This is a genomic window from Pseudomonas sp. KH_027 (assembly GCF_057838565.1).
Genome location: NZ_CM174470.1, coordinates 2,656,930 through 2,672,650, shown reverse-complemented (window position 1 = coordinate 2,672,650; position 15,721 = coordinate 2,656,930). Strand labels below are relative to the sequence as shown.

14 protein-coding genes are annotated in these 15,721 nt (G+C 62.2%); 7 read left to right on the top strand and 7 right to left on the bottom strand.

Annotated features, from left to right (window positions below):
- Positions 1 to 110 precede the first annotated feature (110 nt).
- The 7 genes from AC3IYG_RS12585 to AC3IYG_RS12555 all read left to right on the top strand — a co-directional run bounded on the left by AC3IYG_RS12585 (position 111) and on the right by AC3IYG_RS12555 (position 4,945).
- Positions 111 to 410, top strand: coding sequence for a Rieske (2Fe-2S) protein (locus tag AC3IYG_RS12585; protein ID WP_489308831.1), 300 nt, complete (start codon positions 111 to 113; stop codon positions 408 to 410).
- 31 nt (positions 411 to 441) lie between these two features.
- Complete coding sequence (gene rraA, locus AC3IYG_RS12580; protein WP_489308829.1) at positions 442 to 930, top strand: ribonuclease E activity regulator RraA; 489 nt, start codon at positions 442 to 444, stop codon at positions 928 to 930.
- A gap of 67 nt (positions 931 to 997) precedes the next feature.
- The gene (locus tag AC3IYG_RS12575; RefSeq protein WP_489308827.1) at positions 998 to 1,993 is read left to right on the top strand and encodes a zinc transporter ZntB; all 996 of its coding nucleotides are present in this window, start codon (positions 998 to 1,000) and stop codon (positions 1,991 to 1,993) included.
- A gap of 47 nt (positions 1,994 to 2,040) precedes the next feature.
- Positions 2,041 to 2,292 carry a CrfX protein gene (locus tag AC3IYG_RS12570; protein WP_489308825.1) on the top strand — a complete coding sequence of 84 codons (252 nt, stop codon included), beginning with the start codon at positions 2,041 to 2,043 and terminating at the stop codon, positions 2,290 to 2,292.
- Between the two features lies 1 nt (position 2,293).
- A complete protein-coding gene (locus tag AC3IYG_RS12565; RefSeq protein WP_489308823.1) occupies positions 2,294 to 3,118 on the top strand; it encodes a mechanosensitive ion channel family protein in 825 nt (274 codons plus the stop codon).
- Between the two features lie 93 nt (positions 3,119 to 3,211).
- Positions 3,212 to 3,811 (top strand): RNA polymerase sigma factor SigX, encoded by a 600-nt coding sequence (gene sigX / locus AC3IYG_RS12560; RefSeq protein ID WP_489308821.1) that lies wholly within the window; start codon positions 3,212 to 3,214, stop codon positions 3,809 to 3,811.
- 99 nt (positions 3,812 to 3,910) lie between these two features.
- Entirely contained in the window at positions 3,911 to 4,945 is a 1,035-nt protein-coding gene (locus AC3IYG_RS12555) for an OmpA family protein (RefSeq protein ID WP_489308819.1), read from the top strand.
- An 88-nt stretch (positions 4,946 to 5,033) separates the two neighbouring features.
- Here the strand turns inward: AC3IYG_RS12555 and cobA are convergent, their stop codons facing one another.
- The 7 genes from cobA to AC3IYG_RS12520 form a co-directional block, all read right to left on the bottom strand.
- Positions 5,034 to 5,771 carry a uroporphyrinogen-III C-methyltransferase gene (gene cobA, locus AC3IYG_RS12550; protein WP_489308817.1) on the bottom strand — a complete coding sequence of 246 codons (738 nt, stop codon included), beginning with the start codon at positions 5,769 to 5,771 and terminating at the stop codon, positions 5,034 to 5,036.
- A 74-nt stretch (positions 5,772 to 5,845) separates the two neighbouring features.
- Positions 5,846 to 8,572, bottom strand: a complete 2,727-nt coding sequence (locus AC3IYG_RS12545) for a nitrate reductase (RefSeq protein ID WP_489308816.1) — start codon at positions 8,570 to 8,572, stop codon at positions 5,846 to 5,848.
- Positions 8,573 to 8,636: 64 nt separating this feature from the next.
- Positions 8,637 to 8,963, bottom strand: coding sequence for a nitrite reductase small subunit NirD (gene nirD, locus AC3IYG_RS12540; RefSeq protein ID WP_489308815.1), 327 nt, complete (start codon positions 8,961 to 8,963; stop codon positions 8,637 to 8,639).
- Positions 8,964 to 9,086: 123 nt separating this feature from the next.
- A complete protein-coding gene (gene nirB / locus AC3IYG_RS12535; protein WP_489308814.1) occupies positions 9,087 to 11,537 on the bottom strand; it encodes a nitrite reductase large subunit NirB in 2,451 nt (816 codons plus the stop codon).
- Between the two features lie 320 nt (positions 11,538 to 11,857).
- Positions 11,858 to 13,528: a bifunctional protein-serine/threonine kinase/phosphatase gene (locus AC3IYG_RS12530; protein ID WP_489308812.1), complete on the bottom strand. Its 1,671-nt coding sequence runs from the start codon at positions 13,526 to 13,528 to the stop codon at positions 11,858 to 11,860.
- Positions 13,529 to 13,562: 34 nt separating this feature from the next.
- Entirely contained in the window at positions 13,563 to 14,774 is a 1,212-nt protein-coding gene (locus AC3IYG_RS12525; RefSeq protein ID WP_489308810.1) for an MFS transporter, read from the bottom strand.
- A 445-nt stretch (positions 14,775 to 15,219) separates the two neighbouring features.
- Positions 15,220 to 15,699, bottom strand: coding sequence for a cytochrome C (locus tag AC3IYG_RS12520; protein WP_489308809.1), 480 nt, complete (start codon positions 15,697 to 15,699; stop codon positions 15,220 to 15,222).
- Positions 15,700 to 15,721 lie beyond the last annotated feature (22 nt).

The window sequence follows — 15,721 nt, the reverse complement described above, 5'->3', positions numbered from 1 at the left end:
TCCGTGTATGTCGGGCTGTGGGTGGTTGAAACGTTCCGTCACTGCCGGTAGACCGTTAACATGTGACCCTAAGACGGCATCGAGTCATTCCTGCTGCCACTGGAGTTGCCATGTTCGTTGCTCTCGAGCGGCTGTTGAATCTTCAGGAAGGTTACCGGCGCACTTTTCAGGTCGGCGGGCGCAGCCTGTTATTGATGGTGGTAGAGCAGCAGCCGGTGTTGCTGGAGAACCGTTGTCCGCACCAGGGCGCACCCTTGCACAACGCCACGCTGCTCGGTAGGGTGCTGCGCTGCGCGCGCCATGGCGCTGAATTCGATGTGTTCAGCGGGCAGGTGCTCAATGCCCATTGCCCGGGGTTGACCATGCTGGCGCTGGCTTACGATGGCGACCGTATCGGCGTCGATCTCTGACTCTGCTTTTCTCACTCGTAGGAGTTTTCCCATGCAATACGTCACTCCCGATCTGTGCGACGCCTACCCGGAACTGGTGCAGGTGGTTGAGCCGATGTTCAGCAATTTTGGCGGCCGCGACTCCTTTGGCGGCGAAATCGTCACCATCAAGTGCTTCGAGGACAACTCCCTGGTCAAGGATCAGGTCGAGCTCGCCGGTAAAGGCAAGGTGTTGGTCGTCGATGGCGGCGGTTCGCTGCGCCGCGCGCTGCTTGGCGACATGCTGGCCGAAAAAGCCGCGAAGAATGGTTGGGAAGGCCTGGTGGTCTACGGCTGCATCCGTGACGTCGATGTCATCGCCCAGACCGACCTGGGGGTGCAGGCCCTCGCCAGCCATCCGATGAAGACCGACAAGCGCGGTATCGGCGACCTGAACGTGGCGGTGACGTTCGGCGGCGTGACTTTCCGTCCGGGCGAGTATGTGTACGCCGACAACAACGGCATCATCCTCTCGCCCACGGCCTTGCAAATGCCGGCCTGAGGCTTGAAAACCGGCGCAAGTCGAGTGTTTGACCCGCCAACGATCGGCAGCCGATGAAGGGGTAAGGATGCACGAGGAAGACAACGCGCAATGGGGGCTGGTACATGCCTTCGTGCTGGATGGAAAGGGCGGTGCGCGGCCGATTGCTCGCCATCAGTTGGATGAGCTGGTACTCACGCCCGAGCAGAGCCTTTGGCTGCATTGGGATCGCAGCCATCCGCAGACCCATGCCTGGTTGCGCACCGCCAGCGGCCTGAATGCGTTCAGTTGCGACCTGCTGCTGGAGGAGAATACTCGGCCACGGCTGTTGCCGTTACCGAATGATGAGCTGCTGCTATTTCTGCGCGGGGTCAATCTCAATCCGGGTGCCGAGCCGGAGGACATGGTTTCGGTTCGCATCTTTGCGGCGCCTCAGCGTGTCATTTCATTGCGTTTGCGGCCGTTGCGCGCGACCGAAGAGCTGATTGTCGAGCTGGAGGAGGGCGATGGTCCGAAGACCTCGTCCGAGTTGATTCTGTACCTCGCGCAGCACCTGACCGGCAAGGTCGATGGCCTGGTCAGTGAGCTCGCTGAACTGGTCGATGTTCAGGAGGAGCGCGTGGATGCCGATGAGCGTTACGCGCCGGAGCACGGCCAGATGTTGCACATCCGCCGTCGTGCCGCGGGCTTGCGGCGCTTTCTGGCCCCGCAGCGCGACATCTACGGACAGCTGACGCGCAACAGGCTGCCCTGGTTCGCCGATGCGGACAGTGACTACTGGAACGAGTTGAACAACCGGTTGACGCGTTACCTGGAAGAGCTGGAGTTGATCCGCGAGCGGGTCGGCCTGGTGCTCGAGTCCGAGCACCGGCGGATGAGCGAGCGAATGAACCGCACCATGTACCGTTTCGGGATTATCACCGGGGTGTTTTTGCCGATGACGTTCTTGACCGGCTTGCTGGGTATCAATGTTGGCGGTATTCCTGGCTCGGACAGCCCTTATGGCTTCCTGGTCGCCTGCCTGTTGATCGTGGGTGTGGCTGTTTCGCAGTGGTGGATTTTTCGCCGTCTGCGCTGGGTTTGATGTGACTTGTCGTGTTTTCGTCTCGTCTAGCCGACTGATCCCGTGAGGTGCGCATGCACGATCCATTCGAAGAATCCCTGCGTCATCTGCTCAAGTCTTCGTCGTCCAGCCATGATGACGATGCTTGCCTGGGGCGCGTACTCAAGACCGCCAACCGTCAGGTTGGTGCTGGCGATCTGTTCAGCCTGATGGGCCATTGGCTCGAAGCGTTGATGATCGCCCTGAGTAACGGCTCGGCCCATGTCGCGCCGGTATCTCGTCGTACTTCTTCCGCTCGCTCTATCGATAAGGCTGACTGAAATGGAACTCGACCCCTGGACCCAAAGCCTGGTGAGTGCGATGACTGCCCTGTGGACCAAGGTCGCCGGCTTCATCCCCAACCTGTTCGTTGCCTTGATTCTGGTTCTGCTGGGTTTTGTCGTAGCCAAACTGCTCGACACCCTGCTCTCCAAACTGTTGGGCAAGGTCGGTCTGGACCGCCTGATGGCCGGTACCGGTTTGACCAAGCTGTTGAGCCGGGCAGGCATTCAGGTGCCGGTTTCGACCTTGATCGGTAAGATCGTCTATTGGTTCGTGCTGCTGATCTTCCTGGTTTCAGCGGCGGAGTCGCTGGGCCTGGAGCGGGTTTCGGCGACTCTCGATGTGCTCGCCCTGTACCTGCCGAAAGTCTTCGGCGCGGCTCTGGTGCTGCTCGCTGGCGTACTCCTGGCGCAGCTGGTCAGTGGCCTGGTGCGCGGCGCCGCTGAAGGCGTGGGGCTGGACTACGCCAATGGCCTGGGGCGTATCGCCCAGGGCCTGGTGATCATCATCAGTATCTCGGTGGCCATCGGCCAGTTGGAAGTGAAGACCGACCTGCTGAACAACGTGATCGCCATCGTGCTGATCTCCGTTGGTCTGGCTGTGGCCCTGGCCTTGGGGCTGGGCAGTCGCGAGATCGCCGGGCAGATTCTGGCCGGTATTTATGTGCGTGAGTTGTATCAGGTCGGGCAACAGATTCAGGTTGGTGATGTCGAAGGGCAGATCGAGGAAATTGGCACGGTCAAGACTACGCTGCTGACCGATGAGGGCGAGCTGGTGTCGGTGGCCAACCGTATTCTTCTCGAACAACGGGTAAGCAGTCGCTAACGCGCCAATCCCTGCTAATGTATGCCGCCATCTCAATACGCCCGATGCACTGGGCAATGGCGGCTATTCACCTGACTGTCGGCCCGACTCGTTTTGAATAAAGCCCAATCGCTGTCTTCGCGTTACGACCCTCGCGAGCTCTCGGACGAAGAGCTGGTTGCGCGTGCGCATGTCGAGTTGTTCCACATTACCCGTGCTTATGAAGAACTGATGCGCCGCTATCAGCGCACTTTGTTTAACGTTTGTGCCCGTTATTTGGGTAACGAACGCGATGCGGATGATGTGTGTCAAGAAGTCATGCTCAAGGTTCTATATGGTTTGAAGAACTTCGAAGGTAAGTCGAAGTTCAAGACCTGGCTCTATAGCATCACTTATAACGAGTGCATCACGCAGTACCGTAAAGAGCGTAGAAAGCGCCGTTTAATGGATGCCCTTAGTCTGGATCCATTGGAGGAGGCCTCGGAGGAGAAGGCTCCGGCCTTAGCTGAGCCAGGCGGGTTGGATCGCTGGTTGGTGCATGTGAACCCGATCGATCGGGAGATTCTGGTGCTGCGCTTTGTTGCGGAACTGGAGTTTCAGGAAATAGCCGACATCATGCACATGGGCCTGAGCGCGACGAAAATGCGTTATAAGCGCGCACTTGACCGCTTGCGCGAAAAATTTTCAGGCCTTAATGAAACTTTAGTTGGGTGAAATACCTCTAACCGTGCGGGTGGATTCTGTTAGAATCGCCGCCTGAGTTGTCTTGAGTCTGTCCGACAACTTACTGACCACCAAGATAGGGATTTACGGATGAAATTCAAAAACACCTTAGGCGTTGTAATCGGTTCGCTGATCGCTGCTTCCTCTCTTCAGGCGTTGGCTCAAGGCCAAGGTGCGGTAGAGGTTGAGGGCTTCGCGAAGAAAGAAATGTTCGACAGCGCTCGTGACTTCAAAAACAACGGCAATCTGTTCGGCGGCTCGATTGGCTACTTCCTGACCGACGACGTTGAACTGCGTCTGGGCTACGACGAAGTGCACAACGCTCGTGGTGAAGACGGTCGTAACATCAAGGGCTCGAACACTGCCCTGGATGCTCTGTACCACTTCAACGCTCCAGGCGACACGCTGCGTCCGTATGTCTCCGCAGGTTTCTCGGACCAGAGCATCGGTCAAACCGGCCGCAGCGGTCGTAACGGCTCCACTTTCGCCAACGTTGGCGGCGGTGCCAAGCTCTACTTCACCGAGAACTTCTATGCTCGTGCTGGCGTTGAAGCTCAGTACAACATCGACCAGGGCGACACCGAGTGGGCTCCAAGCGTCGGTATCGGCCTGAACTTCGGTGGCGGCTCCAAGCCCGTTGCAGCTCCAGTTGCAGCACCGGCTGAAGTCTGCGCCGACAGCGACAACGATGGCGTGTGCGACAACGTCGACAAGTGCCCGGACACCCCGGCCAACGTCACCGTTGACGCCGATGGCTGCCCGGCTGTTGCCGAAGTGGTGCGCGTTGAGCTGGACGTGAAGTTCGACTTCGACAAGTCGAAAGTCAAAGAAGAAAGCTATGGCGACATCAAGAACCTGGCTGACTTCATGAACCAGTACCCGGCCACTTCCACCTCTGTTGAAGGTCACACTGACTCCGTCGGTCCTGACGCTTACAACCAGAAGCTCTCCGAGCGCCGTGCAAACGCCGTTCGTGAAGTGCTGGTCAACCAGTACGGTGTTGGCGGCGAGCGCGTAAACGCTGTGGGTTACGGCGAGTCCAAACCGGTTGCGGATAACGCTACCGAAGCTGGCCGCGCGGTTAACCGTCGCGTAGAAGCTGAAGTGGAAGCCCAAGCCAAGTAATTGGTTTAGCTCCAAAAAAACCCGGCTCCGGCCGGGTTTTTTTTGCCTGAAAAAAAGCCTCAGGGCTCTGCCGCGTGGGGTTCAGCGGTTAGGCACTGACCACCATTGGCAGGGCTTGGGCACTGGCGGCCACTTCGCCGATTACCAGAATCGCCGGGCTTTTCAATTGGAATGCCTGCGCATCCTGCTGCATTTCGCCGAGGGAACTGCGGCATTCGCGTTGTTGCGGCAGTGAGGCGTTTTCGATCATGGCGACTGGCATGTTGCTCGACATACCGCTGGCCAGCAGGCTGTCGCGGATCTCGCCCAGTTTGGCTACGCCCATGTAGACCACCAGCGTGGTGCCGCTCTGTGCCAGTGCCTGCCAGTTGAGGCTGCTGTCGTCCTGGGTGTGGGCGGTGACCAGGGTCACGCCACGGCTGATGCCACGCAAGGTCAGCGGGATGCCACAGTTGGTCGCGCCGGCCAGGCCCGCGGTGATGCCATTTACCAACTCGACTTCCACGCCGCGGGCACTGAGCCATTCGGCTTCTTCACCGCCACGGCCGAAGATGCACGGGTCGCCGCCTTTGAGGCGCACCACGCATTTGCCCTGACGGGCATAACGCAGCATCAGTCGATGGATGAACGCCTGGGGCGTCGAGCGGCAACCACCGCGTTTACCCACCGGCACTATTCGCGCCGTCGGGCAATGTTCGAGCACGGCAGGGTTGACCAGGTCGTCGATCATCACGACATGCGCTTCCTGCAGTGCCCGCACCGCTTTGAGCGTCAGCAGTTCCGGGTCACCTGGGCCCGCACCGACCAGCCAGACTTTTGCGCTCATGTTCATATCCCCTTCGTAGGGTGCGCCGTGCGCACCGTTGCGTTTGGTTGCGGTGCGCTTGGCGCACCCGACGGTCATGCGTGTACTGCCACCGGCTGTTGCACGAGCAGTCGTTTGATTTCCGGTACGCAGGAGCCGCAGCTGGTGCCGCATTTCAGCTCCTGTTTCAGTCCGTTCAAGTCCAGGCCGCGGGCGATGCCGGCGCAAACGGCGGCTTGACTGACATTCATGCAGTTGCACAGGGTCTTGTTGTCGAGTGGGCTGGCGCCAGCGCTGCCGGGTGGTGTGCTGATCGGTGCCAGCAGCCAGCGGCGCAGGTCCGCGTCGGCTTCGCCGCTGAGCCAGAGGCTCTTGAGCCAGTCACGGGCTGCCGTTTCACCGGCCAAGCGGATGGCCGTGATGCGGCCGTGTTCGATGCGTACGCGCTTGCCAACTGCGCGCCGTGGGTCGTCATAGGCCAGCACCGGGCCTTCATGCAGGCCCAGCAAGCGATCGATCTGCGCCAGCAGTTCAGGCGCCGGGGCCTCGGTGGCCGCAGCACGAATCAGCAGGGCCGGGCGCTCGCGACCGATCAGGCCGAGGCTGGCATAGTCGAAGCTTTCGCACAGCGGGCGCAATGCCTCGAAACGGTTTTGCACGTCACCTTCGACCAGGGCGAACAGTTGCCAGGGCAATTCGACCTTTTGCACTTCGACGCCGGCGTGTTTGAGTTCCGGCTGTTTCGACAGCGGATCGAATGCCGGCAGGGTCAGCACGTTGCAGCCCAGCCCCTTGAGAAAGCGATCGCCCCAGTGCATGGGTAGGAACGCCTGGCCGGAGCGCACACCTTCGTCGCTCTGCACCGGCAGGATCAGGCTGCCACGCCGGCTTTTCAGTTTCACCAGATCGCCGGCTTGCAGGCGCCGACGACGCAGTTCGTCCGGGTGCAGGCTGAGTACGGCGGACTCGACGTGGCCGAACAGTTGCGCGGCGGTGCCGGTACGGCTCATGCCGTGCCACTGGTCGCGCAGGCGGCCGGTATTGAGGGTCAACGGAAAGCGCGCATCGCGTTTTTCTTTCGGTGCGCGATAGGGGTCGGCGATAAAGCTCGCGCGGCCGGATTCGCTTGGGAAAATCCCGTTGCCGTAGAGACGTGGGGTGCCGGCGCTGGCGCCGACGGGGAAGGGCCATTGTTGCGGCCCCTGGTTATCCAGAATCGCGTAGCTGAGACCGGACAGGTCCAGATCGCGCTGGGCGGTCAGTGTCTTGTATTCATCGAACAGCGCTTGTGGGCTGTCGAAGTTGAACAGGCTGGGCAGGCCGGGGCGTAGCAAGTGTTCCAGGCGGTGGGCGAAGTCGACGGTGATCGCCCAGTCGGGCCGTGCCTCGGCGGGCGCGGGCACGGCGCTGCGGACATGGGAAATGCGCCGCTCGGAATTGGTCACCGTGCCTTCCTTTTCTCCCCAACTGGCGGCGGGCAGCAGCAGGTCGGCGAAGCGGCAGGTCTCGGTGGTGAAAAAGGCTTCCTGTACCACCACGAACGGGCAGGTGGCGAGGGCCTGGTGGATTTTGTTCTGGTCCGGCAGCGATTGCGCCGGGTTGGTGCAGGCGATCCACAGGGCTTTGATCGTGCCGGCATGTACCGCATCGAACAGTTCGACGGCCGTCAGCCCGGTATTTTCCGGCAGGCTGTCGACCCCCCAGTGGTGGGCGACTTCGGCGCGATGCACGGCATTCGCCGCTTCGCGGTGGCCCGGCAGCAGGTTGGACAGGCTGCCGGTTTCGCGGCCGCCCATGGCATTCGGCTGGCCGGTCAGCGAGAAGGGGCCGGCACCCACACGGCCGATCTGCCCAGTGGCCAAGTGCAGGTTGATCAGCGCGCTGTTTTTCGCACTGCCGGCGCTCGATTGATTCAGGCCCATGCACCACAGTGAGAGAAAGCGCGGCGCCTGGCCGATGAGCTTGGCGCACGCCAGCAGGTTTTCCTGGCTGATGCCGCACAGCTCGGCAACCATGTGCGGGGTGTAGTCGCGCACCAGGCTCTTCAGTGCCTCGAAGCCTTCGGTGTGCTCGTCGATAAAGCGCCGGTCGAGCCAGCCTTCCCACATCAGGATATGCAGGATGCCGTGAAACAGCGCCACATCGGTGCCGGGCTGGATTGCCAGGTGCAGGTCGGCCAGTTCGCAGGTGTCGGTGCGGCGCGGGTCGACCACTATGACTTTCATGTCCGGGCGCTTGGCCTTGGCTTCTTCCAGGCGGCGGAACAGCACGGGATGGGCGAAGGCCATGTTGCTGCCGACGATCAGCACGCAATCGCTGTGCTCGAGGTCTTCGTAGTTGCACGGCGGCGCATCGGCGCCGAGGCTGCGTTTGTAGCCGACCACGGCCGAGGACATGCACAGCCTTGAGTTGCTATCGATGTTGTTGGTGCCGACCAGGGCACGGGCGAGCTTGTTGAAGGCGTAATAGTCCTCGGTCAGCAGTTGACCGGAAATATAGAACGCCACGCTGTCCGGGCCGTGTTCGCGGATGGTCTCGGCAAATACCTGGGCGGCGTGATCCAGCGCCGAATCCCAGTTCGTCCGCGAACGCGGCAGGGTTTTGCCCAACCGCAGTTCCGGGTAAAGCGCGCGAGCCGCCAGGTCACCGGTCAGGTGCAAGGTCGCGCCTTTACTGCAGAGTTTGCCGAAGTTGGCCGGGTGCATTGGGTCACCGCTTACACCCAGGACACGCTCGCCATCGTGCTCGATCAGCACGCCGCAACCGACGCCGCAATAGCAGCAGGTGGACGCGGTGATTTGAGTGGCAGGGTTCAGGCCCATGACATTGTTCCTGTAGGTTGGTGCGGAGCGAAGCCCGGCAAGCATTGCGTAGCGGTGTGACGACTCAGGCGGGCAGCGCGGCTTGCCTGATGGCCAGCAGTACCCGACCGTTCTCGACCTTGGCCGCATGCTTGTGGACGCAACCGACATCCGGGGCCAGGGCTTCGCCATTTTCCAGGTCGATCTGCCAGTTGTGCAGCGGGCAGGCCACGCGCTTGCCGTAGATCAGGCCTTGGGACAGCGGGCCGCCCTTGTGCGGGCAGCGGTCGTCGAGGGCGAAGACCTCGTCGTCGGCGGCCCGGAAAATCGCGATATCGCCTTTGGGCCCGGTGATGATGCGTGAGCCGAGTACGTTGATTTCATCCAGAGCGCAGATATCCAGCCAGTTCATAGGTGTGTCTCCAAAGTTCGGGTGTCGCTGCATATCCTCTCCCCCGGCCCCTCTCCCATGAATGGGCGGGGGGGGACCCGCTTCCTCTCCCGCTTGCGGGAGAGGTTGGGGAGAGGGGGCTTTTCAGACGGTTGCCAAGTCCTTGACCGGGATGCGGTCGAACTCTTTCTTCAATTGCGGCTGTTCGATCCGCTCTTTCCACGGGTCCTGCTCGAAGGACAGCGAGAACTGCAGCCGCGCATTCAGTGCCTGGCGGTTGGCTGCATCCTCGACCACGGCGCGCTTGATGTAGTCCATGCCGACTCTTTGCAGGTAGTGCACGGTGCGTTCGAGGTAGAAGGCTTCTTCGCGGTACAGTTGCAGGAACGCGCCGTTGTATTCGCGCACCTCGTCGGCGGTCTTGACCTTGACGAAGAACTCCGCGACTTCGGTTTTGATCCCGCCGTTGCCGCCGATGTACATCTCGAAGCCGGAGTCGACGCCGATGATGCCGACGTCCTTGATGCCGGCCTCGGCGCAGTTGCGCGGGCAGCCGGAGACCGCGAGCTTGACCTTGTGCGGCGACCACATGTTGAACAGGTCGTGCTCCAGGTCGATACCCAGTTGGGTCGAGTTCTGCGTGCCGAAGCGGCAGAACTCGCTGCCGACGCAGGTCTTCACGGTACGGATGGATTTGCCGTAGGCATGCCCGGATGGCATGTCCAGTTCTTTCCAGACCGCTGGCAGGTCTTCCTTCTTGATCCCCAGCAGGTCGATGCGCTGGCCGCCGGTGACCTTGACCATCGGTACGTTGTACTTGTCCGCCACGTCGGCGATGCGCCGCAGTTCGGACGGGTTGGTCACGCCGCCCCACATCCGTGGCACCACCGAATAGGTGCCGTCTTTCTGGATATTGGCGTGGGCACGCTCGTTGATCAGGCGCGACTGCGGGTCGTCCTTGGCTTCACCCGGCCAGGTCGAGAGCAGGTAGTAGTTCAGCGCCGGGCGGCAGGTGGCGCAACCGTTCGGGGTATTCCAGTGCAGGGCGCGCTGGGTGTCGGCGATGGCGATCAGGTGCTGGTCGCGGATCGCCTGGCGGATCTGGCCGTGGTTCAGGTCGCTGCAGCCGCAGATGGCTTTCTCGCTTTTCGGTTTCACGTCCGCCGCGCCACCGACGGTGCTGATCAGGATCTGTTCCACCAAGCCGGCACAGGAGCCGCATGAGCTGGCGGCTTTGGTGTGCTTTTTGATGTCGTCGACGCTGAACAGGCCGTTTTCCTGGATGGCCTTGACGATGGTGCCTTTGCACACGCCATTGCAGCCGCAGATTTCCGCGCTGTCGGGCATGTTCGCGGTTTTGTCCTGGCCCTGGTGGCCGACGTCGCCGATAGCGTTTTCGCCGAACATCAGGTGATCGCGGATCTCGCTGACGTTGTGGTTCTCGCGTACTTGGCGGAAGTACCAGCCGCCGTCGGCGGTATCGCCGTACAGGCAGGCGCCGACCAGGATGTCGTCCTTGATCACCAGCTTCTTGTACACGCCGCCGATGGGGTCGGAGAGGGTGATGGTTTCGGTGCCTTCGGCACCCATGAATTCGCCGGCGGAGAACAGGTCGATGCCGGTGACTTTCAGCTTGGTCGAGGTCACTGAGCCTTGGTAGCGGGCAAAGCCCAACTGGGCCAGGTGGTTGGCACAGACCTTGGCTTGTTCGAACAGTGGCGCGACCAGGCCGTAGGCGATGCCGCGGTGGTTGGCGCATTCGCCGACCGAGTAGATGCGCGGGTCGTTGGTCTGCATCGTGTCGTTGACCAGAATCCCGCGGTTGCAGGGAATGCCGGATTTTTCCGCCAGCTCGCTGTTGGGCCGGATGCCGGCGGCCATGACCACCAGGTCGGCGGGAATCACTTCGTCATCGGCAAAGCGCACGGCGCAGACGCGGCCGTCTTCATTGCCGATCAGCTCCGCAGTGTGCTTGGGCAGCTTGAATTTCAGGCCGCGGGCTTCCAGTGCGGTTTGCAGCAGCTTGCCGGCGGTGGGGTCGAGTTGGCGCTCCATCAGCCAGTCGCCGATATGCACCACGGTCACGTCCATGCCGCGTAGTTTCAGGCCGTTGGCGGCTTCCAGACCGAGCAAGCCGCCGCCGATCACCACGGCATGGCTGTGGGTTTTGGCGGTGTCCATCATCGCCTGGGTATCGGCGATGTCGCGGTAGCCGATCACGCCCTTGAGCGTGTTGCCGGGGATCGGCAGCACGAACGGGTTGGAGCCGGTGGCGATCAGCAGGCGGTCGTACTCGGCTTCGCTGCCGTCTTCGGCGATCACCCGGCGCTTGATCCGGTCGATTTCCACGACTTTGCGGTTGAGCATCAGTTTGATGTCGTTTTCGCTGTACCAGTTCAGGTCGTTGAGCACGATCTCTTCGAACGTCTGCTCGCCGGCCAGTACCGGAGAAAGCAGGATACGGTTGTAGTTCGGGTGCGGCTCGGCGCCGAACACGGTGATCTCATAGAGGTCAGGGGCGAGTTTGAGCAACTCTTCCAGCGTACGTACCCCGGCCATACCATTGCCGATCATGACTAATTTGAGCTTTTTCATGCTGTGTCTCCGTGAGCTTGGGCAACCTGCCGTGCAGGGTTTTCCGGGTGGCTCGACAAAATCCGCACAAACAAAAAAGGCGTCCTTGCTGGGTAACCAGCAAGGACGCCTTTGTCCAAGTCCCGATCTAGCGGGAAGTGCCTCCCTCGCCATTGAGGGCTGCGCTTTTATAATTTGTCGAAGTTGTTATTGCAGTAGCTGTGCCAACTTCATTGGCCCCAGCGTTTGCAGGGCTATAGCGGGGTTTTATGGGCTGACTTGGCGGTCGTTACGCACTCCTTTAAAGCGGGTGGCGCTGTTGTGGTGCGTTCGAGCCGGGCTCAGCCCAGCAGCATCAACACCAGCAAGAGTAGATTCAGCGCCAGCGAAAACAGCGCCAGACCGCGCCAGACCTTCAGCGGCTCGCGCTCCAGCAGCGGCCGAGGGCGGACGCTGAGGGCCTGGCGTTCGCCCTGTTCCAGAACCAGCAACCACTCTTCGGCGGTTTCAAAGCGTTGGCTGTGGTCGGCGGCTACGGCGCGATTGAGGCTTTCATCCAGCCAGCTCGGCAGGTCCGGCCGGTAGCGACTGGCTGGCGTCGGGGTGCCGAAGCGCGGGTGCTGGAAGGCCTCGATCTCGCCGTAGGGGTAATGCCCGGTTAGCAGATGATAAAGGGTGACGCCGGCGGCGTAGAGGTCCTGTTGCGTGCTCGGTGCGGCACCGGCAAAGGCTTCCGGGGCGATGTAACTGGGGGTGCCGGGCAAGCTGTGGACTTCGTCCTGGGACAGTCCGGGGCAATAGGCCAGGCCGAAGTCGAGGACGCGCAACTCGCCGTCGTCGCCCCATAACAGGTTTTCCGGTTTCAGGTCGCGATGCAGGATATTTCGCCGGTGCAGCATGCCCAGGGCGCGCAGCAGGCGTGGGGCGATATCCAGCCATTCGGGCAGGCCCAGGGGGCCGGACAGGCGCACGTGTTCGGCCAGCGTCTGCCCCGAATACTCGCGTTGCACGTAGTACAAATGCTGGCGTTGGGGCAGGGCATGTACGTCCGGGAAGTTACGCCCGGCCACGCGGCGTAGAAACCACTCTTCCAGCAGCAGTGCCGGACCGGCATGGGCTTCGTCGTGGCGGCTGGGTGGTAGGGTTTTCAGCAGCCAGCGCCGGGCCTGGGCATCGCGTACCCGGTAGACCAACGATTGGCGCGATTCGGCGATCAACCGTTCGACCTGCCAGCCCTCGAAATCCTGCCCCTCGCGTAGCTTCGGTGGCAACGGCCAGTGGTCAAGCTGCGCAAGGGTGTCGGCCAGGTCGCCTTGCGGCAGCGGGCCGACCTGCACCAGCAAGGCGCTGGCGTTGTCCTGGCTGCCGGCCAGGTGCGCGGCACTGACCAGCGCTTGCGCGGCGGCACTGGGGTCGCCGGCATCCTGCAAGATGTGTTGAATGTGGCTGTCGGCCAATACCGCCCAGACACCATCGCTGACCAGCAGGAACGACTCGCCTTCGCGCAGTTCGCCGTCGAGGTAGTCGACCACCAAGTGCTGATCCAGGCCTAGCGCGCGCTTGAGCACATGCTGCATGCCGGGTTGCTCCCAGACGTGATCCTCGGTCAGGCGTTCCAGCGTGCCATCCAGCCAGCGATAGGCACGGCAGTCGCCGACATGCGCCAAGGTGAAGCGCCGGCCACGCAGCACCAGCGTGGTCAAGGTGGTGAGCAATGGTTGGCCGCCGCCGTTGGCTTGTAACCAGCGGTTCTGGGCCAGCAGCAGGCGTTCCAGCGATTGCGCCACGGCCCAGGTTTCTGGCGTGGCGTAGTAATCGAGGGCCAGCGCCTGCAAGGTCGCCCGTGCCGCCAGGCCGCCGTCGGCGCACTGGCTGACGCCATCGGCAAGGGCGAACAGGTAGCCCTTGCTCGCCGCCAACCCTTGCGCGGGCGTGACCACGCGCAGGGCGTCCTGGTTTTCCTCCCGAGGGCCGGTAGCGCTGGCTTGGCCGAAGCGATGTGGTTGGCTCATGGTTGGAGCTCTCGCTTGGCGGTGGCGTGGGGGTTCAAACCCGCGCGGCTGTCATTGCCGCCGAACCCCAGGTGGTTCTCCAGCGCAGCTTCACGCCATACAGACCGAACCAGGCGAGGATGCCGAGGCTGGCGAACAGCCAGAGCCCCAGTTGGTATTCGCCGGTCGATTGTTTGATCGCACCAAGCCCGGCCGTCAACAGGAAGCCGCCAATGCCGCCGGCCATGCCGATCAGCCCGGTCATCACGCCGATTTCCTTGCGAAAGCGCTGCGGCACCAGTTGGAACACCGCGCCGTTGCCAGCACCGAGGCTGAGCATGGCGAGGACGAAGAGGCTCAGCGCGGCAGTCGAACTGGACAGGTTGAAGCCGACGGCGGCGATGCTGATCGACGCGGCGGTGTAGACCACCAGCAAGGTACGGATACCGCCGAAACGGTCCGCCAGGGCCCCGCCGAGCGGGCGCATCAGGCTGCCGGCGAACACGCAGGCGGCGGTGTAATAGCCGGCTTTGACCGGGTCGAACCCGTATTGGTCGTGGAAGTAGCCGGGCAGGGTGCTGGCCAGGCCAAGGAAACCACCGAAGGTGACGCTGTAGAAGAACATGAACCACCAGCTGTCGCGGTCACCCAGGGCTTTCAAATAGTCGGCCGTGGACTTGGGGGCCGGGCGTTCCGGGGCATTGCGCGCCACTGTGGCGAAAATCGCCAGCGTCAGCACCAGTGGAATCAGCGCCAGGCCGAACACGTTACTCCAGCCGAAGATGCTGGCCAGTACCGGGGCGAACAACGCCGCCAGAACAGTGCCCGAGTTGCCCGCACCGGCGATGCCCATGGCCTTGCCCTGATGCTGCGGTGGATACCATTGCGAAGCCAGCGGCAGTGCCACGGCGAAGGAGGCACCGGCAACGCCGAGGAAGACGCCCAGCAGCAGAGCTTGTTCGTAGCTGTGAATGCCCAGTTGCCAGGCGACGAAGAGTGCGCCGATAACCGTGACCTGGCCGAGCAGGCCAGCGGTTTTGGGCGAGGTGCGGTCGGCCAGCAGGCCCATCAGAAAGCGTAATACGGCGCCGGCGAGGATGGGAGTGGCGACCATCATGGCGCGTTGCTGGGTGGTCAGGCCGAGGTCGGCGGCGATCTGCACGCCCAATGGTCCAAGGACGTACCAGACCATGAAGCTCAGGTCGAAGTAGAGAAAAGCGGCGAACAGGGTCGGTGCGTGGCCGGCCTTCCAGAAGCTTGTATTCATCTAACACCTCATCTGCAAAAAAGGGTCCCGGCGTGTCGCCGAACAGTGATCGTGGGCACCGCCCAACGACCCGCCGGGGAGTGCGCCGCACTTGTGGCGCGGCGCCCTGCGGCCGAAGCCACAGCTAGGTTGAGAGAGTTGCAAGCGGAACGTCCGGATCGCGGTTCGTCCACCCGCTCCAGTCGCTGGAGCAAAACGAAAAAAAACGCCGCGCCACCTGGTTGCTCGAAAGCGGGGTGGGCGCGACGTCTTTGTCGTTAGTGGGGCAACCGCCGTTGGCTACCTATGCCAAGGTTGTAGCAAGAGCCGAGCCAAGGCTGGCGAAGCCTTGATTTGTGGCGAGCTGAGCGGTTTCAGTGAGCTGCACATGAGTCATAACGGAGCGAGATGCTCAGTCATGCACCGCGATGAGGCGCACTTAAGGACTGTGCCGACAAAGGTGGGGTTACTGCGCTGGGGCTGGAAATACCACCGCCGGGCCCTGCGGTTTTTGCTCCGGCGGCAGATAGGCCGGTGCCGGCTGCCCAGCCGGGCCGAGGTGCTGGATAAAGCGGTAGATGCCGCGCAGATCCTCTTCGCGCATGATGCGCAGCACATGGTTGGGCATCGGCGGGCGGTAGTTGGCGTTGCGCGCCAGTAACAGCCACTGCGCCTCGCTGAGAGGGCTTACCACCAGGCGCAGGTTGCTCGCGTAGGTGGTGCCCCATGGCCCGCTCCAGCCGAGTTGGTCGCCCAGCAACCAGGCGCTTTCCGGCACCTTGTCCGGGGCCAGCAGATAGCCGGCGGTGTGGCAGTCGTTGCAGCCGGAAGTTTGCACCAGATAGCGCCCGCGCTCGATGGGGTCATCGGCCAAGACCAGCCACGGAAGGGTGAGCAGGCTGCCGAGCAGGGCGACCCGTCCGTACAGGCCAGGCAAGGTTGGCATGGCCAATCCCCTCTATGCGCTA

Bases quoted from the DNA above. Each gene is read 5' to 3' on its own strand.
- AC3IYG_RS12555 (WP_489308819.1), top strand. From the start codon at position 3,911: ATGAAATTCAAAAACACCTTAGGCGTTGTAATCGGTTCGCTGATCGCT.
- AC3IYG_RS12575 (WP_489308827.1), top strand. From the start codon at position 998: ATGCACGAGGAAGACAACGCGCAATGGGGGCTGGTACATGCCTTCGTG.
- rraA (WP_489308829.1), top strand. From the start codon at position 442: ATGCAATACGTCACTCCCGATCTGTGCGACGCCTACCCGGAACTGGTG.
- AC3IYG_RS12530 (WP_489308812.1), bottom strand. From the start codon at position 13,528: ATGAGCCAACCACATCGCTTCGGCCAAGCCAGCGCTACCGGCCCTCGG.
- AC3IYG_RS12520 (WP_489308809.1), bottom strand. From the start codon at position 15,699: ATGCCAACCTTGCCTGGCCTGTACGGACGGGTCGCCCTGCTCGGCAGC.
- AC3IYG_RS12565 (WP_489308823.1), top strand. From the start codon at position 2,294: ATGGAACTCGACCCCTGGACCCAAAGCCTGGTGAGTGCGATGACTGCC.
- nirD (WP_489308815.1), bottom strand. From the start codon at position 8,963: ATGAACTGGCTGGATATCTGCGCTCTGGATGAAATCAACGTACTCGGC.
- AC3IYG_RS12545 (WP_489308816.1), bottom strand. From the start codon at position 8,572: ATGGGCCTGAACCCTGCCACTCAAATCACCGCGTCCACCTGCTGCTAT.
- nirB (WP_489308814.1), bottom strand. From the start codon at position 11,537: ATGAAAAAGCTCAAATTAGTCATGATCGGCAATGGTATGGCCGGGGTA.
- cobA (WP_489308817.1), bottom strand. From the start codon at position 5,771: ATGAGCGCAAAAGTCTGGCTGGTCGGTGCGGGCCCAGGTGACCCGGAA.
- AC3IYG_RS12585 (WP_489308831.1), top strand. From the start codon at position 111: ATGTTCGTTGCTCTCGAGCGGCTGTTGAATCTTCAGGAAGGTTACCGG.
- AC3IYG_RS12525 (WP_489308810.1), bottom strand. From the start codon at position 14,774: ATGAATACAAGCTTCTGGAAGGCCGGCCACGCACCGACCCTGTTCGCC.